General features: G+C 38.1%; 20 protein-coding genes. 9 read left to right on the top strand and 11 right to left on the bottom strand.

The genetic code is table 11. The features are described from left to right. Positions 1-1,135 precede the first annotated feature (1,135 nt). From KP78_RS20045 to KP78_RS21080, 7 genes are all read right to left on the bottom strand, one after another. Complete coding sequence (locus tag KP78_RS20045) at positions 1,136-1,282, bottom strand: hypothetical protein (protein WP_157841477.1); 147 nt, start codon at positions 1,280-1,282, stop codon at positions 1,136-1,138. 200 nt (positions 1,283-1,482) lie between these two features. Then, on the bottom strand, positions 1,483-1,680 hold the full coding sequence (locus KP78_RS08965) for a hypothetical protein (protein WP_041088217.1): 198 nt from the start codon (positions 1,678-1,680) through the stop codon (positions 1,483-1,485). 28 nt (positions 1,681-1,708) lie between these two features. Beyond that, positions 1,709-3,718, bottom strand: coding sequence for an ABC transporter ATP-binding protein (locus tag KP78_RS08960; protein ID WP_041088216.1), 2,010 nt, complete (start codon positions 3,716-3,718; stop codon positions 1,709-1,711). Continuing rightward, complete coding sequence (locus KP78_RS08955; protein WP_041088214.1) at positions 3,715-5,472, bottom strand: ABC transporter ATP-binding protein; 1,758 nt, start codon at positions 5,470-5,472, stop codon at positions 3,715-3,717. The genes KP78_RS08960 and KP78_RS08955 overlap by 4 nt, the downstream gene beginning before the upstream one ends. 662 nt (positions 5,473-6,134) lie before the next feature. Then, positions 6,135-6,374 (bottom strand): YxlC family protein, encoded by a 240-nt coding sequence (locus KP78_RS19745; protein WP_157841479.1) that lies wholly within the window; start codon positions 6,372-6,374, stop codon positions 6,135-6,137. 76 nt (positions 6,375-6,450) lie between these two features. Then, positions 6,451-6,648, bottom strand: coding sequence for a sigma factor-like helix-turn-helix DNA-binding protein (locus tag KP78_RS21085; RefSeq protein ID WP_327063171.1), 198 nt, complete (start codon positions 6,646-6,648; stop codon positions 6,451-6,453). Then, positions 6,572-6,832, bottom strand: coding sequence for a sigma factor (locus tag KP78_RS21080; protein ID WP_327063170.1), 261 nt, complete (start codon positions 6,830-6,832; stop codon positions 6,572-6,574). The genes KP78_RS21085 and KP78_RS21080 overlap by 77 nt, the downstream gene beginning before the upstream one ends. A gap of 450 nt (positions 6,833-7,282) precedes the next feature. Between KP78_RS21080 and KP78_RS20290 the strand changes: the two genes are divergently transcribed. The 3 genes from KP78_RS20290 (at position 7,283) to KP78_RS08940 (ending at position 8,776) form a co-directional block, all read left to right on the top strand. Beyond that, complete coding sequence (locus KP78_RS20290) at positions 7,283-7,432, top strand: hypothetical protein (RefSeq protein ID WP_162835589.1); 150 nt, start codon at positions 7,283-7,285, stop codon at positions 7,430-7,432. A 141-nt stretch (positions 7,433-7,573) separates the two neighbouring features. Next, positions 7,574-8,086, top strand: a complete 513-nt coding sequence (locus tag KP78_RS08945) for a universal stress protein (protein ID WP_041088213.1) — start codon at positions 7,574-7,576, stop codon at positions 8,084-8,086. A gap of 117 nt (positions 8,087-8,203) precedes the next feature. Continuing rightward, on the top strand, positions 8,204-8,776 hold the full coding sequence (locus KP78_RS08940) for a TetR/AcrR family transcriptional regulator (protein ID WP_041088212.1): 573 nt from the start codon (positions 8,204-8,206) through the stop codon (positions 8,774-8,776). Between the two features lie 32 nt (positions 8,777-8,808). On the opposite strand, the gene KP78_RS08935 is transcribed toward KP78_RS08940, so the two are convergent. Then, positions 8,809-9,261 (bottom strand): helix-turn-helix transcriptional regulator, encoded by a 453-nt coding sequence (locus KP78_RS08935; RefSeq protein ID WP_327063169.1) that lies wholly within the window; start codon positions 9,259-9,261, stop codon positions 8,809-8,811. Positions 9,262-9,394: 133 nt separating this feature from the next. Between KP78_RS08935 and KP78_RS08930 the strand changes: the two genes are divergently transcribed. Beyond that, positions 9,395-10,804, top strand: coding sequence for a cryptochrome/photolyase family protein (locus KP78_RS08930; protein WP_041088209.1), 1,410 nt, complete (start codon positions 9,395-9,397; stop codon positions 10,802-10,804). 49 nt (positions 10,805-10,853) lie between these two features. Here KP78_RS08930 and KP78_RS08925 read toward each other — a convergent pair whose 3' ends face one another. Together KP78_RS08925 and KP78_RS08920 are read right to left on the bottom strand one after the other, a co-directional pair. Further along, positions 10,854-11,057 (bottom strand): twin-arginine translocase TatA/TatE family subunit, encoded by a 204-nt coding sequence (locus KP78_RS08925; RefSeq protein WP_084219912.1) that lies wholly within the window; start codon positions 11,055-11,057, stop codon positions 10,854-10,856. Between the two features lie 75 nt (positions 11,058-11,132). Further along, positions 11,133-12,377, bottom strand: a complete 1,245-nt coding sequence (locus tag KP78_RS08920) for a dicarboxylate/amino acid:cation symporter (RefSeq protein ID WP_041088205.1) — start codon at positions 12,375-12,377, stop codon at positions 11,133-11,135. Between the two features lie 198 nt (positions 12,378-12,575). On the opposite strand from KP78_RS08920, the gene KP78_RS08915 reads away from it, so the two are divergent. After that, the gene (locus KP78_RS08915) at positions 12,576-13,007 is read left to right on the top strand and encodes an arsenate reductase/protein-tyrosine-phosphatase family protein (protein ID WP_041088203.1); all 432 of its coding nucleotides are present in this window, start codon (positions 12,576-12,578) and stop codon (positions 13,005-13,007) included. Between the two features lie 51 nt (positions 13,008-13,058). Here KP78_RS08915 and KP78_RS08910 read toward each other — a convergent pair whose 3' ends face one another. Beyond that, complete coding sequence (locus KP78_RS08910) at positions 13,059-13,658, bottom strand: cyclase family protein (protein WP_084219910.1); 600 nt, start codon at positions 13,656-13,658, stop codon at positions 13,059-13,061. Positions 13,659-14,240: 582 nt separating this feature from the next. On the opposite strand from KP78_RS08910, the gene KP78_RS08905 reads away from it, so the two are divergent. From KP78_RS08905 to KP78_RS08890, 4 genes are all read left to right on the top strand, one after another. Further along, a complete protein-coding gene (locus tag KP78_RS08905) occupies positions 14,241-14,546 on the top strand; it encodes a hypothetical protein (RefSeq protein WP_041088201.1) in 306 nt (101 codons plus the stop codon). 21 nt (positions 14,547-14,567) lie between these two features. After that, positions 14,568-15,470, top strand: a complete 903-nt coding sequence (locus KP78_RS08900) for an aldo/keto reductase (protein ID WP_041088199.1) — start codon at positions 14,568-14,570, stop codon at positions 15,468-15,470. A gap of 644 nt (positions 15,471-16,114) precedes the next feature. Continuing rightward, positions 16,115-17,461, top strand: coding sequence for a hemolysin family protein (locus tag KP78_RS08895; protein ID WP_041088197.1), 1,347 nt, complete (start codon positions 16,115-16,117; stop codon positions 17,459-17,461). A gap of 255 nt (positions 17,462-17,716) precedes the next feature. After that, complete coding sequence (locus KP78_RS08890; protein WP_041088195.1) at positions 17,717-19,408, top strand: glycoside hydrolase family 13 protein; 1,692 nt, start codon at positions 17,717-17,719, stop codon at positions 19,406-19,408. The last annotated feature ends 196 nt before the right edge of the window (positions 19,409-19,604 follow it).

The raw sequence follows: 19,604 nt of genomic DNA, 5'->3' as shown, positions 1-19,604 counted from the left end.
GCTCTTAAATGTTACTTAAATCAAGAATTAACGTTGACGTTTTAGGTTGTTTAGTTTTCAAGGTTCAAGGTGTTTCTTGCGTGTCACTCTCTCAATTAACTATATCAGTATAACATTCTTTCGAATATTATGTCAACAACATTTTATTATTTCTTTTCTGTTATTTACTGTTTTCACTAGTTCTTCAGGAGCAAGATATTCAATATAACATGCTAAACAATAGATTGCAACTATTTTACGAAAATAATATAAATCATATTAAAAATATCTTTTTCTCTATTAACTTCTCTCATTAAACTTCCAGTTCCCCGAATAAAAAGGAGAGTTCACTTTAAAGGAGACATCCTAGCTTAGACTTAAGAACTAACCACTCTATTTATGTTTTCTCTTAGATATTCCCCGTAGCTGTGTAATCCGTGACTACAGCTTGGCCGTCATCAGAAAGCCCAACCTTATTTCCCACCCTATCAACTATTGAAGCTTTTTAACTTCAATAGTATCAACTTACTAAATTCACCTTCCAGGCGATGTAGAGTTTTTGGATTTATATAAATTCCCACATATAACGTGGGGAATTTTATATAGTCTATTAAAAACTATGCTTATCTACTCTTTCGCGAATTTTGTCCAAGCCAATTTTTAAAAAGAACATCGTTATATAATCGGAATACCATCCGGCATCTCTCAACACTTTTAGAAGAAATGAAAAGTCACACGGTATCTAACTTTGCGCTAATCGTTGTATTCTTGGTGACTACCTATTAGGGAAACAAACGTTGTAAAAGATGATAGCCGCCCAGAGAGATGGATCGCTAGCCATTCTTGCTGCCACGGTCATTATAAACAAACAAGTAAAAAAACATCTCCACTTTTTGCAGAAATGTGCCTATCGTTTAAGAATGATATTCACTCATTAAGTAAAAAAGATTCACCTAATTCCGCCTTTAATCTTTCGTAATCTTTTATCGTTATAAGATTTAAGTTTATCTCAACTTCTTTTTCAATCTTCAAAATTAAGATAAATTAATTCCTTAACACTCTTCCCGAATAGAAAGTGTATGATCCCTTAAGCTAATTTCAAAAGTGTTTATTTCAAGTTAAATACAGCCACTACAGAACTGAATAATACGATCAATCAAAGTAAAGGAGTCAGCAGCAATTCAAATCCACCAAAAAAGCCATTAAATAAAAATAACATTAACCCTAGGTTTAATAGAGCAACTAACAGCCATACAATACCTGTAATTTTCCACAGGGCTTTACCTTTATATTTAAGTTCCAATCTAATCTCCCAATAATCTTGTACGTTCTAATTACTTCATTATATATTTGAATTTTGTTTTGTTGATTTCACTTGTGCTGTCCTGCCTCTTTATAATATATAAAAAAAGACCAAAGACTTTAAAATAGCCTTTGGTCTTAAAGAAATGTACCCATCTGTTGAAGAAATTATTTACTATATAATCGTTCTTATTGTGTTTTTTACTGATCTTTACCATCAAATCGTTTCATTTCGGATTCTGTAAAATAACAGGCTGCCCGAACCCGAATTTCCCCCTCACCATGAAAAGCTGCCCAGTGAAGTTGATACATGATGTTTGAAATAATTTTGTTTGATTTATAATCTTTCACAACGATTATTCTTTGTGGCAAATGATCGTGACTGTTTAGCCCATCCATTAAAGCCTGCTAAAGGTACAAGCTATCATTACCCAGCCTGCTTTCCACCTTGCTGCAATTGATACATTTGATAATATTTACCTCTCAGAGCCATTAGTTCATCATGCGATCCCTTTTCAACAATTGCACCGCGATCCAAAACAAGAATCTGATCCGCATTTTTAATTGTTGATAGACGATGCGCGATAATGAAAGTTGTTCTTCCTGCCTTCAAGGTTTCCATTGCTTCTTGAATAATGGATTCTGTTTCCGTATCAACGCTTGATGTGGCTTCATCCAAAATTAAAATAGCAGGGTTAAAAGCTAAAGCCCGTGCAAATGAAATTAATTGGCGCTGACCTGAAGACAACGTGCTTCCCTTTTCAATAACAGGTTCGTCAAGCCCTTTCTCAAGGTGCTTAAGCACACGATCCGCTCCTACCGCCTTTAATGCTTCCTCTACTTGTCTTCTTGATATTCGAGGATCATTGAGACTGACATTGGACGCAATCGTACCTGTAAAGAGATATGGGTCCTGCAAGACAATTCCCATATGATCACGTATGGTCTGTCGAGGTAATTCTTTGATGTTTTTCCCATCAATGCGAATCTCCCCTTTTTGACTATCATAGAAACGAAACAGTAAATTCATGATTGAACTTTTACCTGATCCGGTATAGCCTACTAACCCGATGGTTTCACCCGGCTTCGCTTCAAATGAGAGTTCCTTTAATACATATTCTTCTTTATAAGCAAATGAGACATCATCAAATTCTACATGTCCCGTATAACGTCCAGTACGAATGTCCTGAACATCCTCTCCCTCTTCATCCAATAAATTAAATACTCTTTCTCCTGCAACGAGTGCAATCTCAAGATTGGCAAGCTGGTTGACAACTCCAGTTACAGGCTGGAACAGACGAGTAAGGTAATCAACAAATGCGTACAACACCCCAACCGTTACCACAGACTCGACTCCAATTGAGCCGCTTCCGAAATACCATATAAAGGTAACAAAGGTGATATTCCTCAGAATTGTAACCAGATTATGTGACATGAGTGAATTTAAGCTAAGTAATTTATTTTGATAGTGGTAATGAGTATTATTCATTTCCTCAAATTCCTGCTGCATCTTTTTCTCTCGTCGAAAGGCTTGAATGATTGTCATGCCTTGAATGGACTCATTGATGGAGGCATTGATTTCACTTACCTTTGAACGTACAACATGATTATATTTTGACGCATATCGACGATAGACAATGATCCATACATACAAAATCGGCAGCAATAGCAAACAAATGGCTGCTAGCTGTGGATCTAATATAAATAGCGCAATGTAAATGCCTGTAATATAAATAGCACTATAAAAGAACTGTGATAACACTTGAACATAAAGCTCTCGAATCGCTTCTGTATCATTTGTAATTCTAGCTACTACCTTGCCAGCCGGCAAATTATCAAAATAGTTAATCGGCAAGCACTGGATATGTCCAAATACATCTGTGCGCATCTTTTGAATTATTCGATTAGCCGATCGCTGGAGCATGTAATCCTGACCAAAGTGGAAGGCTGCAGCGACCAATACAAGACCAAAATACAACAGAACAAGCTGGATCATTCTCGGGATTTCCGGCTCATAGAATGCCAGTATTTCTGATACCTCCAGCTGTTCTGCAGGAACAGCAGTGCTCTCTCCATTCTGGTTAAATGAAAGCATTCCATTTTCATAGGATCGCTGACCTTCATTTAAAACCGGCTGATCAACGAAATAAAACTCGAGGCCGTCTTGATAGATCCGAACCTCGTCTCCCTTAGCTTCACCCTCAACAAAATAATCTCCGCGTTTATAATAGGTTTCTTGATACAATACCGCGTCCTTCGTATCTTCTGACTCAAACCAGGGCTCTTCAATCCCAAGAATATGGTCATCAATCATTTTTTTTGCGATAAAAGGACCTACAAGCTCTGCACTAACGGAAATGGTCAGCATCAGCAAAGCAATGATAATGGTTTTTTTAAATAATAAAGCATATCGATATAAGCGATTGCCTACTCTCATGAGCGCACCTCCTCAAGCAAGGACTCTTCTACTTGCTGCCGCTCATATTGTTCCAAATACCAGCCTTTTACTGCAAGCAGCTGTTCATGGGTTCCTTCCTCGATCACCCGACCATCCTCAAGAACAATAATCCAGTCTGAATGCTCTACCGCTGACAAGCGGTGTGTTGTAATGATCGTTGTTTTCCCCTTTCGCTCCCTGCGAATATTTTCGATAATTTCAGCTTCTGTTTTAGCGTCTACTGCAGATAAAGAATCATCCAAAATTAAAATAGGTGGATTCTTAATTAATGCACGCGCAATTGAAATTCGCTGCTTCTGCCCACCTGATAAGGAAACTCCCTTTTCACCAACGAGCGTTTCCAGTCCCATTGGCATCCTTTCAAGATCGCGTTCAAAGTGGGCCATTTTAATCGCGTCGGTTAAATTCTGTTCAGTCGCCTCTTCATCACCGAACAAAATATTTCCCCGTACACTTTTTGAAAATAGCACATGGTCCTGTGGGACATAGCCAATCCATGACCTTACATGCTCCTTCGTTTGATTCGCTAAGGAAACGTTTCCTATGGAAATTTCTCCTTGTCCGCTAGGATATTCTTTTAGCAGCTGTTTAATAAAGGTTGTTTTTCCGCTTCCTGTTTTCCCTACAATGCCAAGCGTGCTTCCCTGCATTAACGTCACGTTAATGTCATCCAGATTCTTTACGTTGGAGGAAGGGTATTGAAACCCTGCTTCCTTAAATGTGATCGAAGTTGGGTTAGAGACATTTTCAGGTTTTGTAGGATCTGTTACATCTTCCTTATAATTTAACGTTTCATTGACGCGATCCATAGACGCATTTCCGCGCTGCATAATATTAATCAGTTCACCCACCGCAAACATCGGCCAAATAAGCATTCCTAAATAAATATTAAAGGCCACCAGATCTCCAAGTGAAATCGACTGATTAAATACCAGGTACGATCCATATCCGAGACCAATCATATAGCTTGCCCCGGTGAGAATCTTTGTAAGAGGATTGAACAATGAATCGATGAAAGCGACCTTCATATTCTTTTTAAAAACGTCCTCTGTTCCATCTAAAAATTGCTGTTCATCAGCTCTTTCCTGTACATAGGCTCGGATAACCCGAACGCCTGCCACAGATTCTAATACACGGTCGTTCAAATCACCAAATGCATCCTGTGCCTGTGTATACCGTTCGTGTATTCTTTTCCCCAGAATCTGCATCACGATCGCCAAAACGGGCAGTGGGATAATGGCTGCAAGTGTAAGCTCCCATGACACGAGAACACCCATTGTGATAAGGATCGTAAGCATATATGCAGTCGAATCAATCAGGGTCAAAACACCAAACCCAGCTGTTACAGAGACCGCCTTTAAATCATTTGTCGAACGTGCCATGAGATCGCCAGTACGATTACGTTCATAAAAGGTTGGCGTCATGCGGAGCAGATGCCCCATAAACATAGAGCGAAGTCTTCTCTCGATTTCATTGGCTCCACCAAATAATAAATACTGCCAGACATAATTCAGCGCATAGGACAGGAAAGCGATAACGAGCAGGATAACTATATACTGAACTAATGAATCCTGTGTCAGTTCACCCTGAAAAATATCATCAATGGCTGACCCAACTAACCATGGCGGAATCACTTCTAAAATATTCGCAATCAGTAAAAGAATAATCGCGATCGTATATCTTTTCCAATGCTGTTTGAAAAACCATCCTAATTTTAAAAAAATATCAAACATTTACGCAACCTCCCTTTCATTCCAATACGGCAGGCTACCCACTATCCAGCTCCACCGTTTTTACTGCACCAGTTATTTTCTTAATCATCAACAACGCCTCCTAAAGTAATTTTTTCTTATTTATGATAAACAGACAGAGTCCGCAACCACCAAAAAATGGAAAACAAAAAGAAGCATACCGGCCTTTGCAAAAGCACAGCATGCTTCCATGAAAAAAGGCACAGACCACTTTACGCAGTCCATGCCTCATATATGACAGTTCACACCATTAAAAAAGAACAGAATGATTTACTGTAAGAGAGATTGGCTGCGTGTTATTCAATTGGAAAATTCCTTTTGTAATCGGATATAACTTGATCATGACACACAACCTCCTTCTTAAGTAATTTCGCCCATATATTGGACATTATTAGATTATCCCAACTTTTTCAAACTGTCAATTCTTTTTTTATTTTTAAAATGATTAAATCATTTAGACTTTAATTCAATCCTTCTCCCAACAACAAATCAATATATAAGTATAGGAATAGGCGCTTGGATAGGTCCCCATATCCCCCAAAACCAATGATGGTATCCTCCTTTCCTCGAATTTATAAATAGAAATAAGCTCCGGGCAAAAAGAATGATAATGAAAAACGGGATCAAGTACAGCTCCTCTTGTTTCATTTTTCATCCACCCATATCTTTTGGTTTGGTAGTAAATATCCTATTCCACCAGCAAGAATTAATACCTGAAACGTTAAATAGGTTACAAATGGCAGTTGGATAAAGATCAATGCAATAATGGATAAAAGCAGGACCCCTGTGAGAAGAAAAGCAAGCAGCTCCCTTCTCATTCGTTTTCGTGTCTCCATAAGCGTTTCGCTAACCAGTTGAGAGAACCACTCTGTTCCAGGTGTAATTTGTTGATCAGCTTAATGATCTAGCTTCTGAAAGGCCTCGTCTAATTGTTGCTCTACAATTTTATCAATTGACTCATCATTTGTAGTTTTCTTTTTCACCGTTCGAAAGCTCCTTTCTAAGCTCTTTGAGACCATTTTTGTCTCTAGATTTTATGGTACCTTCAGGAATTTCCATTATAGTAGAAATCTCTTCATAGCTATATCCGTGATAAGGCTTCAGTACAATGGCTGCCCTCAGGCTCTTCAGGTAATTTAAATAATGCCGCCATCGCATCCAGCCACTCTTCGTTCTGGCTTTCCATTTTCCATTTCAGCTGTCGAATTAAAGGCAGCGCCTGGTTCATTCTCTTTGCTTTCCTCTGCTGATCAATGAACAGATTTGTCCCTATTGTGATAAGCCATGACGAAAATTTTGATGTTCCATTGAACAAATGAATCTTTTCAACCTCTTTAATCATCGTGTCCTGTGTGAGCTCCTCTGCTTGTTCTTTATTAAGGTTATTTACAGGAGATAGCGAAAAATAAAAGAGTAATTCTCCTGCAGCAGTGAGGCAATAGAAGCCTGATCCCCTTTTTTGCTATTAGAATGCGTTTCTGATCATTCATATATGTGCCTCTCTCTTTTAACTCTCTCTATTTAATCATATGAGAAGTGGTAGTTAAAAATCGTTCAATCTTTTTACACCGTTTAAGAAAAATAATAATTTGTCACTATTTTTATATAGAATAGTTTGAGTCTATTCTTTACGGGTAACATACTAGTAGATCAATTTTATTGACATTAATTAATAAAGGAGCGAATGAAATGCTAAGAACAATTCTTATGGTTATTGGTGCGATTGTCGTAATTGGCTTTATTATCAGTCTTATTTAATATCACGAAATGAAAACAATAGGAGTGAAATGTTATGGACGATCAAAGGAAAGTTGAAGTTCATAAAGAGATAAGATCTGATAATAGTATGGCGGGCGCTACATTCATAAAGTATGCTGCCTATATCATCATTTTTTTTGGAATCATTTGGTTTTTAATCAACTATATTTTACCTATGTTTTAAGCATAACGGCACTAAAGGCCCTTTTAGGGTCTTTTTTTATGTAGTTTTTTGCTGTAATCATATTGTAATCTTTCGAAAGAATATTTAGTTTATTTTGAGGGTATAGAACATAATAATAATAAAATAAAGGGGTGGATGGAAATGTATCAACATATTTTAGTAGCTTTTGATCATACTGACAGCAGTAAAAAAGCGCTCGAATCAGCTGTTCAATTACTCAGAATTGATGACGAGGCGGCGCTAACCATTACACATGTATCAACGAATAAAACGCATCTTATTGATATCGATACTTATAGTCATTCGCGGGCAGTTACTCCAATCATGAATCAAGGACTTGATCGTCCGTCAGCGCCTTATATGCCTCCAATACCACCAGCTGATAACGGACGTTCGAATCAGGAATACTCAGATCGTTTGGATAATGCATTACTGATGGCACAAGAGGATTTAGATGCTCGTGGAATTAAAGCTGAGTTCTATCCTCTGTCAGGCTCACCAGCTGAAGCCATTGTAGAATATGCCTATGGAAACGATGTTGATTTGATTATTGTTGGAAAAACAGAAAAAAATACCTTCCAGAAATGGTTTTTAGGTAGCGTTAGTGAAAAAATTGTTCAGGAGGCGCATTGCAATGTGCTTGTAATTAAATAAGGGGATGACAAAAAGATGCGGAATCCGCTTCTTTTTTGCTTTTAAAGCTTATTTATGTGTAAGGCTCCAACTTCAGCTATAATAAAGAAAATGATGCACACTTAAAGGGTGATGGAAATGGCTAGACAGCGAAAGATGGATACAGTGGAATTAATGAAAGCAACAGAAGCGTTATTGTTGGAAAAAGGATACGAAGGATTTCACTTTAAAGCGCTGTCTGAGAAGCTAAATGTAGCACGAAGTACAATATACGAGTATTACAGCAACAAGGATGAGTTAATCACAGACTATATGAGGCTTCTAATGATTGAGGTAATGGAAAGAGTGAAAGCATTAGAAACGAAAACCTCCTCCATTGAGATGGTGAAAGAGTTTTTGAATCTTTTTATGGAATACTCTCAGGTGTATGAAATGATAAAAATGCGTCCCTCTATAAACCAAAAGTCTTCCAAACGAGCAGCACAGAACCTTGAGGTGCTTGATTCATACTCAAAAGAATTATTTCAGCTTCTTCTCGTTCAAATTGAAAATGCAAAAAAAGAAGGAGCCATTCGCCATGACCTCCCTTCTTCTCTTGTTGCGAGCATGATCTTTAATACTGTATTGATACCGAATCATCAGAAAATCCCCTCAGAAGAGTGGTCGGATCTTCTCTTTAGTATGATTGCACATGGAATTACAACACATTAATGATAAATATAAGATTGCTAACTCCTATAACCTCAAGAGAGAATGTCCCTTTGCAGCTGCACTAATTCATCAAATCTAGCTTTAGCTTCTTGTTCATTAAATGTACTAAACAATCGATATTGTTCATCATCGATGATACGGAAGTGTTTACTGATTAAGTTACGCTGAAGCTTTATGTCAGATTCGATTTTGATCTCCGCCCACCAAATTTTCCCTCCTAATGTTTTTTCCTTTCGGTGGTCGATCTCTTCTCTCGCCAATAACTCCGCTATTTCCAGCGCATCTCCACCAACTAAATTCATAAGAATTTCTTGTTCCCTGAACAAAGCACATACTGTCACAACGGTTGTCCAATTGGGAAGCACACGACCTTTTTCAATTTGAACGAGAGTTTTTTTTGATACACCAATAACGTGAGCCATCCGGTCTTGTGTATAGTTCGCTTCCGTTCGAATTAATTTCATTTTTCCTGCTATTAATTCCATTAATTCTTCCCTTGTCAAACCCCTCACCTCAGTTTCACATCTGCTCCTTTTATCATAACATGCCACATTGAATTTTGCTTCGATCCTCCTCTCTTCGTTATACTAAAAGTCAGCTTAAACAGAAAGGAGACGAATGGTTTTGGCGTCATTAGTATGGATACGAAAAGACCTTAGACTACATGATCACCCAGCTTTACATTATGGGATTCAAGCCGGAGAAATTTTACCCGTGTATATACATGAAGAAAATCATCATAAATGGTCAATAGGCAGTGCCCAGTCGTGGTTTTTGCATTACGCCCTTCAATCCTTTCAAAAAAGAATTGAAGATATTGGCGGAAAGCTGCTGATTAAAATAGGGGATCCTGCTAAGATTCTCCCAAAATTATTAAAGGACTATTCAATAAACACGATTCTTTGGAATCGTTCTTATGAGCCAACAAATATAGTAATGGACAATAGCCTAGCTGAAAAATTGCATAATGAAGGGGTTACAGTCAAAACCTTTGAGGGCACACTTCTCCTTCCAATTACAAAAATCAAAAAAAAGGATGGAAATGCGTTCAAGGTCTTCACACCCTTTTATAAAGCACATCAAAAAATGGATATTCCAAAACCCTTGGCTACAATAAAACAAATGAATTCACCCGTAATGATGATTGAAGACTCTCTGGCAGTAAATGATTTAGGATTACTTCCTGCCATTAAATGGACAGATGGGCTCGAAAAGCGCTGGTCCCCTTCTGAATTGGCTGCGATTAGACACTTTAATGCATTCGAACGCAATCGTTTAAAGCATTATAAAAATGGACGAGATTTTCCAAGTAAGGTTTATCACGCTGAAATGTCACCTTATTTAGCACTAGGACTGATCTCTGTGCGCAGCATGTATCATTATATCGTTAAAAATGCTGAAGCGGCTGGAGAACCTTTCCTGCGACAGCTTGTATGGAGAGACTTTGCTTACTCACTAATGTTTCATTTTCCCAATACGATTGAAAAGCCAATGAACAAAAAATTTGAAAATTTTAAGTGGAATGAAGATCAAGAGGCCTTTATAAAATGGAGAAAAGGTTTAACAGGCTATCCCATTGTCGATGCTGGAATGCGAGAGCTATGGGAGACCGGATATATGCATAATCGTGTCCGAATGATCGCTGCATCATTCCTGACGAAGCATCTACTCATTCGATGGCAAAATGGAGCCGAGTGGTTTTGGGACACATTAGTGGATGCAGGTCTTGCCAATAATTCAATGGGATGGCAATGGGTAGCAGGTTCCGGCGCAGACGCTTCTCCTTATTTCCGAATTTTCAATCCTACTCTGCAAAGTAAAAAATTTGATCCAAACGGTGATTATATTCGAAAGTGGGTTCCTGAGCTAAGAACACTTTCAGACGATGCGATTCATGCACCGCACGAACAATCGTCAAGTATGCTAGAGCAAGCAGGAATTATTTTAAACGAAAACTATCCAGCACCCATTGTTGAGCATAAAGCAGCAAGAGAACGAGCGCTTGCACGCTATAATGAAATAAAGTAGTGAAAATATAATAAAGCCCCGCCATTCCTAATGGCGAGGCTTTTCAGCGTTACTGTACAGGCTTTTTCTTATTAGGATCGTCATCTTCTTCGTCATTCATAACGTTTTTCATCCCTTTTTTAAACTCATGCAGGGTCTGTCCTGCTGCCCGGCCTAGCTGCGGCAATTTCTTCGGTCCAAACACGAGCAGGGCGACAACTAAAATGATTAAAATCTCACCAAATCCAAGATTCAAAATGCCCAACTCCTTCATAACTGGATGAGAATAGTATAATGCTTTTATTTTGAAAAAAGTAGGATGAACGTGTAAATATGGTGAACGTTTGAATTAAGCTTTTTGTTCAATACTCACATTATCTTTTTCTGTTTCGGCCACGTATAAAGCAACTGCGGCATCACCAGTAATGTTAATGGCTGTTCGAGACATATCAAGAATACGGTCAATCCCTATAATTAAACCGATTCCTTCCACCGGCAGACCAACCGAGGTTAATACAAGGGCCAGCATGATTAAGCCTACTCCTGGAACACCTGCAGTACCTACACTTGCAAGCACCGCAGTTAGCACAACTGTTAATAATGCGGTAAAGCTCAAGTCGATGTTATAGACCTGGGCAATAAAAATCGTGGCAACACCTTGCATAATAGCCGTTCCATCCATATTAATGGTCGCGCCAAGAGGCTGAACAAATGAGCTGATCGGTTTCGGTACATTTAACCTCTTTTGAGCGGTTTCCATTGAAACTGGAAGCGTAGCGTTACTGCTTGATGTACTAAATGCAACTGCCATCGCCGGGAAGAAATTTTTAAAGAACCAGAAAGGGTTTTTCTTGGCAAAAACAGCTACAATGGTACCATATGTTACTATTCCATGGATAATCAACGCAATTAATACAACAACTGCATACAACAATATATTTCGCAGCGATTCAAATCCTGCTTTTCCTAGAGCAGAAGCTATAAGTCCAAACGTACCTAATGGAGCAAATTTCATGATAATTCCAACCAGAAACATCATGATGTCATTACCCTGCTCAAATAGACTAAGAACACCTTTTGTTTTCTCTCCAAGCGCAGTTAACGCAATACCAATGAAAATAGCAAATGCGATAATTTGAAGCATATTCCCCTCAGCCATTGCAGCTACAGGGTTCGTTGGAATAATGTTTAAAAGCGTTTCACTTACAGAAGGTGCCTCAGATGCATCAAACTCAGAAGCAGCTAATTCATCTTCAGAAAACGGTGACCCTGCTCCTGGTTGTATAACGATAGCCAGAGCTAATCCGATAACAATGGCAATAGCCGTTGTGATCAAAAATGCTCCAACCGTTTTAACACCCATTCTACCAAGCATTTTTGGGTCGCCTAGTCCTGCTACTCCCAATACAATTGAGAAAAATACGATCGGTACTACGATCATCGTAATTAAATTAAGAAAGATTTGTCCAAGCGGTGTAAATAAGTATACATCCAGTGGTGCAAATAAATTTGGTGCAAATATATTAAGGGATAAACCGACAATAATCCCGATTACCAGTGCTATTAAAATCTTTGCGGTTAAATTTAACTTCATTTTTTTCCTCCAAATACAATGACATATGAATTTTTATAGGTTTAAAATAATTGCATTGATCTACTTTACCCAATTTAAAGCTTTTTATAACTCTTTTTGACTAACCAGACATATTTGCATAGGAATAATTGTAAAAGAAAACGGGTATAGTAGTTTGAACGATCAAAACACCTTAGTATAGAGAAAGGATTTGCGATTATGGCTAATCAAACTGTTTATTTTCTTTCATCCAATCACGAACGTAGCCTTATCGCTGAAGGGTGGGCATCCCGCTTAAAAAACGATCATACTACTTTTCGGAGCGCTGGTTGGTTAAGTGCTAAATCAAGTCCTTTTGGTATAGAAGCCATGAAAGAAATCTCGATCGACCTTTCGACAATCAGCCCTCATGTTTTAAACAACGAAGAATTGGATCGTGCTGATATCATTGTGGTTATTCAAGATTTTGAAAACGATGATTTATACAAATTACCTGCTCATCAAACTCACAAATTGTTAAGCTGGCACATTCGGAACCCCGAAAAAAGATCAGAGAATCCAATTGAGAAATGGGTGCTTTTCCAGGAAATCTGCGAGGACATTGCTATACGTATTCGTGAGCTTGAACGAAAACTGAATTTTTGTCATTAGCTCCAATGGGATCATCATGTATCCATGGGGCTTTTTTGTTCTAAATTTCTTTTAGGACAGCTCGTACAGGATTTCCATCTGCTCCGTCAACCAACTACGGAAGGATAATGAGTTATATATACCCAAATTTACATGGTCCAGCACGATCCCCTCAAGTATCCAAATCCCATTCTTGTAAAGAGCGCGCTGAATCGGTAAATTTATACTATCAATTGCATCCACTGAAGGAAGGCCAACACCAATAAGTGAAATACCAAATTCGGCTAAGCGAAGAGGCAAGGTGTTTCGGATAAGCGGAATAGATGACGGAATTGGTTGACAATGATCCCAATGACATATCTTTAATAAAACACTCGTAATATCCTCTTGGTTTAAATGAGGAATGACATCTTCTTCTCCTATTTCATCCTTGGCTGTACAATTGATTACAACCGCCTTGCTTATACAACAATCAAGTGGCATCTCATGTACCTTTTCTACCTGTTCTACAAAATGAAAAGGGGCGTCTAAATAGGTACTTATTTCGATTTTCCCTACATGAACAACTCCACTTTCACTTTTAATGAGTGATGCTTCATAGTCAAAAGGCGTATCGCCAGGCCAACATGCCGTTGTGCTTGATAGTCGCATTGAAATATCAATAATAGACACTCATACATCTGCCTCCTATAAGCTATAACATTGTGAGTATTGTGAAATTTCCCGGTAGTTTGTCCCCATCATTTCCACTAAAAATTAAATGGAAAATTCCAACAAACAATCTGCTTAATTCAATTGCTGTTTAAATATTTATAACTGCATCAAACAGCAAAGTCAACTTCCCAATTGTTCAACTTAAATGACAGTGAACAAATAAATAGGCAAAATTCACGTTATATAACAATAGCATGTTCATCAGGAGATTGTACAATCCATCTATTTACTTAAGCTACTCACTGTTCTATCAAACAAATCATAAAACTAATAATTTCATTTTCTTCATGCAAAAAAATCGCAAATAACGCCATTCCCTCCCAATAATTTGGAATAAACAAATAAAACTACGATCCTTTCGTTCGCTAAAGGGGTCTGACCCCTTTAGCGAACGAAAGGATCGATTTCTATATTTTTTATGCAGATGTTGTTTCATTTCAGTATAATAAAACCATGTGTTATAAAAGGGGGGCACCTTCACTGGATTTGTTAGGGGAAGATGAGTCATTCTGCGAGTGATGTTATGGACGGAAGCTGGTGATGACAATTCAAACCAAATGGGGACAAGGATGGAAAAAGGGATTAATTGTGTTTTTGCTTATTCCTTTTATGGTAGCCGAACCGTTTATAGCACAAGGGATTCTTTTTGCACTCCCTTTGTTATTTTTGCTGGGACTGACATATGAACTGCTGCACATGCGGGCGCAATCAATAAAAGAGCGGGCTTATCTTCTTATATTAGTGCTATTCCTCCTGGGAGTAGTAGCTGAAAACAGTACAATTCGATCGATTGTTGCTTTAGGATTAGTCTTCTCTGTCTTTTCATACTCACAGAGGACAGATTAATTACATAATGGAGGGATTCTTTTGGAAAGAATAGCTTTAGCTGAGGAACTAACATTTTCTCGCATCATTCATGGAATGATGCGCTTATCAGAATGGTCATTATCAAAGGAACAAAGACTGTCATTTATTGAAGAAGTCATGGAGCAGGGCATCACAACTTTTGATCATGCTGACATATACGGCAGCTATGTTTGTGAAGAATTATTTGGTGAAGCATTATCATTAAAGCCTTCCCTTCGTGATAAAATGGAAATCGTAACAAAATGCGGGATCGTGCTGACATCAGATAATCGGCCGGCAAACCGCAGTCACCATTACAACACAAGTAAAGAACATATTATCCACTCTGTTAACCGCTCATTGGAAAATCTTCATACGGATTACATCGATCTATTGCTCATCCACAGGCCTGATCCATTTATGAATCCTGAAGAAGTCAGTGAAGCCTTTGATGAATTATTCAATGATGGAAAAGTCCGCCATTTTGGCGTTTCAAACTTTAAGCAGCACCAGTACAGAATGCTGGATGCTTATGTCTCTCAGCCATTAGTCACAAATCAAATAGAACTCTCTGCTTATCAGCTGGAAAACATTGAAGATGGTACATTAAATTTAAGCCAGGAGGTACAGGCACCACCAATGGCCTGGTCACCTTTAGCTGGTGGTAAATTATTTAACAGTGTATCAGATAAAGCGGTTCGATTACGTAAAGCACTGGAAGATGTCGGACAAGAAATCGGAGCAAAATCCATAGATGAGGTTCTTTATACATGGTTACTCGTGCATCCTGCATCCATCATGCCGATCGTAGGATCAGGGAATATGGAGCGTATTCAATCTGCCATTTCCGCCCTCCATCTTAACATGGATCAGCACCAGTGGTTTCAGATATACCAAGCTTCTCTCGGACATGACGTACCTTAAAAAGAAAGGCTGCCGGAAAATTAGCGGCAGCCTTTTCTATAATAAACTTAAAAAGCGAACAATTTCCTTACCAGCTTTCAAAGAATACGATTAAGCTTCGATAAAACACCCCTGAATTTCAACAACGATCATCAACGTCAATATTCCATCCATCCTCTCAAAGTCCTCACTTACTTATTAATATTTAAATTTTCTAAATATTATGTTATAATTGCTTCAATATTTTTTTGTTGGGGGTATGTTTGATTGGGCGGGCAAGAAAACATTACAATAATCATTGGTTGATTGACTCAAATTTCAATCTCGAAGCTCGCCAAACGATTACTAGTCATTTTTTGATGGTTAAACGGGTAGAATGAAGTAATGGTTAGATCATTAGAAATGGTCTTTCCTTCTGAAGTTTAAAAAACAAATGAACAATAAAACAGTTCCAGTTGTGGATTCGTCAATCAAGAAGCACGTCCCCTGCAGGAATAAACATTTTGGGGTTAGCACATTTTAGATTGTTCATTTCAACTAAACAGGAGGTGTAAGAGGCATCCCCCTTGACGGAGAATGTAACAAACAGCGTGACCATTCAATGATCAAATCATATATGGTCTACTGTAGATCTAAACACCTCTCTTCGGGGTTGTCTCAGCTTATTGGCAATAGTCAATTTAGTTATGGTCACTGTCCTCATTGGACTGACTGCATTTTTTGCTGCTTCCGAATTTGCCATCGTTACCATTAAGACTTCACGTTTAGAACAGCTAATTGCCGAAGGAAATAAACAAGCACCCGCAGCCAAAGAAATCAAAAAGAATATCGATAAGTATTTGTCTGCTTGTCAACTCGGAGTGACCACTACCGCACTTAGTCTGGGCTTATTAGGGGCTCCCCTCTTTGCCGACTTAATTGAGCCGCTTTTGGTTCAATGGGGGATACAGTCATCTCTTACCCAATTGACTTCTTTAATTATTGCTTTTTCATTTATTGCATTCCTTCATGCAGTCGCTGGAGAGCTTTCTCCAAAGATTTTAGCCATACAAAAAGCAGAACCTGTAATTCTGTCATTGGCAAAAACACTCATTTTGTTTAGCCGCCTATTGTATCCAATTATTTGGCTGCTAAAAGGATCCGCCCACTTAATGACCAGGTTTTTCGGGTTAAAACCAGCTTCAATGCATGATGATCTTGCTCATTCGGAAGAAGATCTTCGAATGATTTTATCTGAAAGCTTTAAAAGCGGGGAGATCAATCCATCTGAGTATCGATACGTAAACAAAATTTTCGATTTTGATGAACGAGTAGCAAAGGAAATCATGGTACCACGGACAGAAATTATTTTTGTAAACAGCGGCCTCACTTTGCGAGAAGTATTTAAACTCGTGGGAGAAGAGCAATATACACGGTACCCTGTACTTGAAGACGGTAACAAAGACCATGTCATTGGGATGATTAATATGAAAGAATTGATGGCGTCCTATATCGAAAACCCGGCTAATGGAAATCGATTGGTGACAGATTATACTCACCCAGTTATTCAAGTAATTGAAAATATTCCCGTGAATAAATTACTACTGAAATTCCAAAAAAATCGTATGCATATTGGCATTTTACTAGATGAATACGGAGGAACATCAGGTCTTGTGACAATGGAAGATATCATTGAAGAAATTATTGGAGATGTTCAGGATGAGTTCGATGCGGATGAAGTGCCAGAGGTGAGGAAAATAAATGACAATCATTATATTCTCGATTCAAAGGTCCTTGTTCAAAATGTGAACAATCTGTTAGCAATTGATATTAATGAAAATGATGTTGATACCATTGGCGGATGGTTCAGAGCACGTCATTTTGCGTCTAAGAACAGTGATGAGATCTATGAGCAGGGTCATGTTTTTAAGATATATGACTTAAAGGGGCTCCATAGCCTCTATCTTGAAGTCAAAAAAATATCGGAGGAAGAGCGTGAAGAAATGACTACTCAGCTTAAAAAAGCTCAGTAGTTTCAGAATTGAGCTGCAGACTGTAAATTATTTCTTCTTTATTTTTCATTGCTGGTTTCCTAATGAGAAGCCGGCTCTTATTTTAATCTTTCATATAAAAAAGTCGTTGATTAATATTTATGTAAGCGGTAATATAATAACTATAAATATTTTGGCATACAGGATTTATAGCTTTTTATAAACGGATGATTTCATCCGATAATTTTTTATCCAAAAGTGCAAACGATTGCACTTATGTTTAGATGGAGGTGCACCATGAAAAAAAATTGGTGGAAAGAAGCTGTTGGGTATCAAATCTACCCTCGTAGTTTTCAAGATTCTAACGGAGATGGAATCGGTGATTTACAGGGCATCATTCAAAGACTGGACTATGTTAAAGATCTTGGAATCGATATAATTTGGATTTGTCCAATGTATCAATCTCCTAACGATGATAATGGGTACGATATCTCTGATTATCAAGCAATAATGGGAGATTTTGGTACGATGGAAGATTTTGATCACCTTCTTTCAGAAGTACATAAACGTGAAATGAAGCTCATCCTGGACTTCGTTCCTAACCATACCAGCGATGAACATAAATGGTTCGTCGAGTCTCGCTCATCAAAAGACAATCCAAAACGTGATTGGTATATTTGGAGAGACGGGAAAAAAAATAAAAAAGGAAAAACAATGGCTGAACCAAACAATTGGGAAAGTATTTTTGGCGGTTCTGCATGGGAATACGATAAAAAAACGGATCAATATTACTTGCACGTTTTTTCAACAAAGCAGCCTGATGTAAATTGGGAAAATCCTGAAGCACGTCAAGCCATATACGATATGGTCAACTGGTGGCTTGGAAAAGGAATTGATGGCTTCCGTATTGATGCCGTCAGCCATATTAAAAAAAGAGCTGGGTTTCCAGACATGCCAAATCCGAAAAAGAAAAAATATGTTTCCTCCTTCGATATGCATATGAATCAAGAAGGGATTCATGAGTTATTAGAGGAATTTAAGAACAGCACCTATGCTAAATACGATGTAATGACCGTTGGTGAAGCTAATGGAGTAACCGTTAATGAGGCGGACCTCTGGGTCGGTGAAGAGCATGGGAAAATGGATATGATATTCCAATTTGAACATCTTGGGCTCTGGGATGCAGAAACAAACCTTAATCTAGATATTGTTGAATTGAAAAATGTGCTAAGCACCTGGCAAAAAGGGCTAGAAAACAAAGGCTGGAATGCTCTATTCATTGAAAATCATGATAAGCCTCGCGTTGTTTCTACTTGGGGGAATGATGATCAATATTGGTATGAAAGTGCAACCTCTATGGCTGCAATGTATTTCCTCATGCAAGGAACACCTTTCATTTACCAAGGCCAGGAAATTGGAATGACCAATGTGCAATTTGACTCCATTGATGATTATGATGATGTCTCAGCGAAGAACCTGTATCGTATACGCACAGAAGAAGGTGTCCCTCATAACGATATTATGCGTATGTTATGGGCTTCTTCAAGAGATAACAGTCGCACGCCAATGCAATGGTCTTCTGATAAAAATGCAGGATTTTCAAATGCAGCACCATGGATGAAGGTAAATCCTAATTATAAAACGATCAATGTCAAAGCTCAGGAACAAGATGAACAGTCAATATTATCCTTTTACAAAAAAATGATCCGCCTGAAAAAGAATGAAAATATTTTCACGTATGGAATATATGATTTACTTTTGCCTGATCACCACCAAATCTACGCCTACACCCGTACACTTGACGAAGAACAAGTGGTAATCATTACTAATTTATCAATAAAGGACGCCCTTATCGACGAAGATGGCATCACTTTTTCGAGTGAAGATTTAATCCTTCATAACTTGCCGGTGGATGATCACGGCCCAACTGATACGATTGTTTTACGACCGTACGAAGCACGTGTCTATAAGCTGAAGTCTAAAAAATAATCAATTTATAAGAGATACAGAAATGAGAATCTTCTCTTTTTGTATCTCTTTTTGTATGAGCTGATTTATTCTTGATCATACTGACAAAAATCAGCCTATTATTTCCCGATTTTTCAGATTTCATTTGCCTATGCTCAACTTATTTTTACCTTTACAATAAGCATGGCATAAGGTTACAACGTTGCTCTAGACCCAC

The sequence above is a fragment of the Jeotgalibacillus soli genome (genome assembly GCF_000829435.1).
GTDB lineage: Bacteria > Bacillota > Bacilli > Bacillales > Jeotgalibacillaceae > Jeotgalibacillus > Jeotgalibacillus soli.
Note: the sequence above shows the minus strand (reverse complement) of the source record. Positions and strands in the feature narration are given on the sequence as shown.

Excerpts from the sequence above, each read along its gene's own strand:
- KP78_RS08965 (WP_041088217.1), bottom strand. The coding sequence starts at position 1,680 with ATGGATGGGCTAAACAGTCACGATCATTTGCCACAAAGAATAATCGTT.
- KP78_RS08960 (WP_041088216.1), bottom strand. The coding sequence starts at position 3,718 with ATGAGAGTAGGCAATCGCTTATATCGATATGCTTTATTATTTAAAAAA.
- KP78_RS08955 (WP_041088214.1), bottom strand. The coding sequence starts at position 5,472 with ATGTTTGATATTTTTTTAAAATTAGGATGGTTTTTCAAACAGCATTGG.
- KP78_RS21085 (WP_327063171.1), bottom strand. The coding sequence starts at position 6,648 with ATGCGATGGCGGCATTATTTAAATTACCTGAAGAGCCTGAGGGCAGCC.
- KP78_RS21080 (WP_327063170.1), bottom strand. The coding sequence starts at position 6,832 with ATGATTAAAGAGGTTGAAAAGATTCATTTGTTCAATGGAACATCAAAA.
- KP78_RS20290 (WP_162835589.1), top strand. The coding sequence starts at position 7,283 with ATGGACGATCAAAGGAAAGTTGAAGTTCATAAAGAGATAAGATCTGAT.
- KP78_RS08945 (WP_041088213.1), top strand. The coding sequence starts at position 7,574 with ATGTATCAACATATTTTAGTAGCTTTTGATCATACTGACAGCAGTAAA.
- KP78_RS08940 (WP_041088212.1), top strand. The coding sequence starts at position 8,204 with ATGGCTAGACAGCGAAAGATGGATACAGTGGAATTAATGAAAGCAACA.
- KP78_RS08935 (WP_327063169.1), bottom strand. The coding sequence starts at position 9,261 with ATGGAATTAATAGCAGGAAAAATGAAATTAATTCGAACGGAAGCGAAC.
- KP78_RS08930 (WP_041088209.1), top strand. The coding sequence starts at position 9,395 with ATGGTTTTGGCGTCATTAGTATGGATACGAAAAGACCTTAGACTACAT.
- KP78_RS08925 (WP_084219912.1), bottom strand. The coding sequence starts at position 11,057 with ATGAAGGAGTTGGGCATTTTGAATCTTGGATTTGGTGAGATTTTAATC.
- KP78_RS08920 (WP_041088205.1), bottom strand. The coding sequence starts at position 12,377 with ATGAAGTTAAATTTAACCGCAAAGATTTTAATAGCACTGGTAATCGGG.
- KP78_RS08915 (WP_041088203.1), top strand. The coding sequence starts at position 12,576 with ATGGCTAATCAAACTGTTTATTTTCTTTCATCCAATCACGAACGTAGC.
- KP78_RS08905 (WP_041088201.1), top strand. The coding sequence starts at position 14,241 with ATGACAATTCAAACCAAATGGGGACAAGGATGGAAAAAGGGATTAATT.
- KP78_RS08890 (WP_041088195.1), top strand. The coding sequence starts at position 17,717 with ATGAAAAAAAATTGGTGGAAAGAAGCTGTTGGGTATCAAATCTACCCT.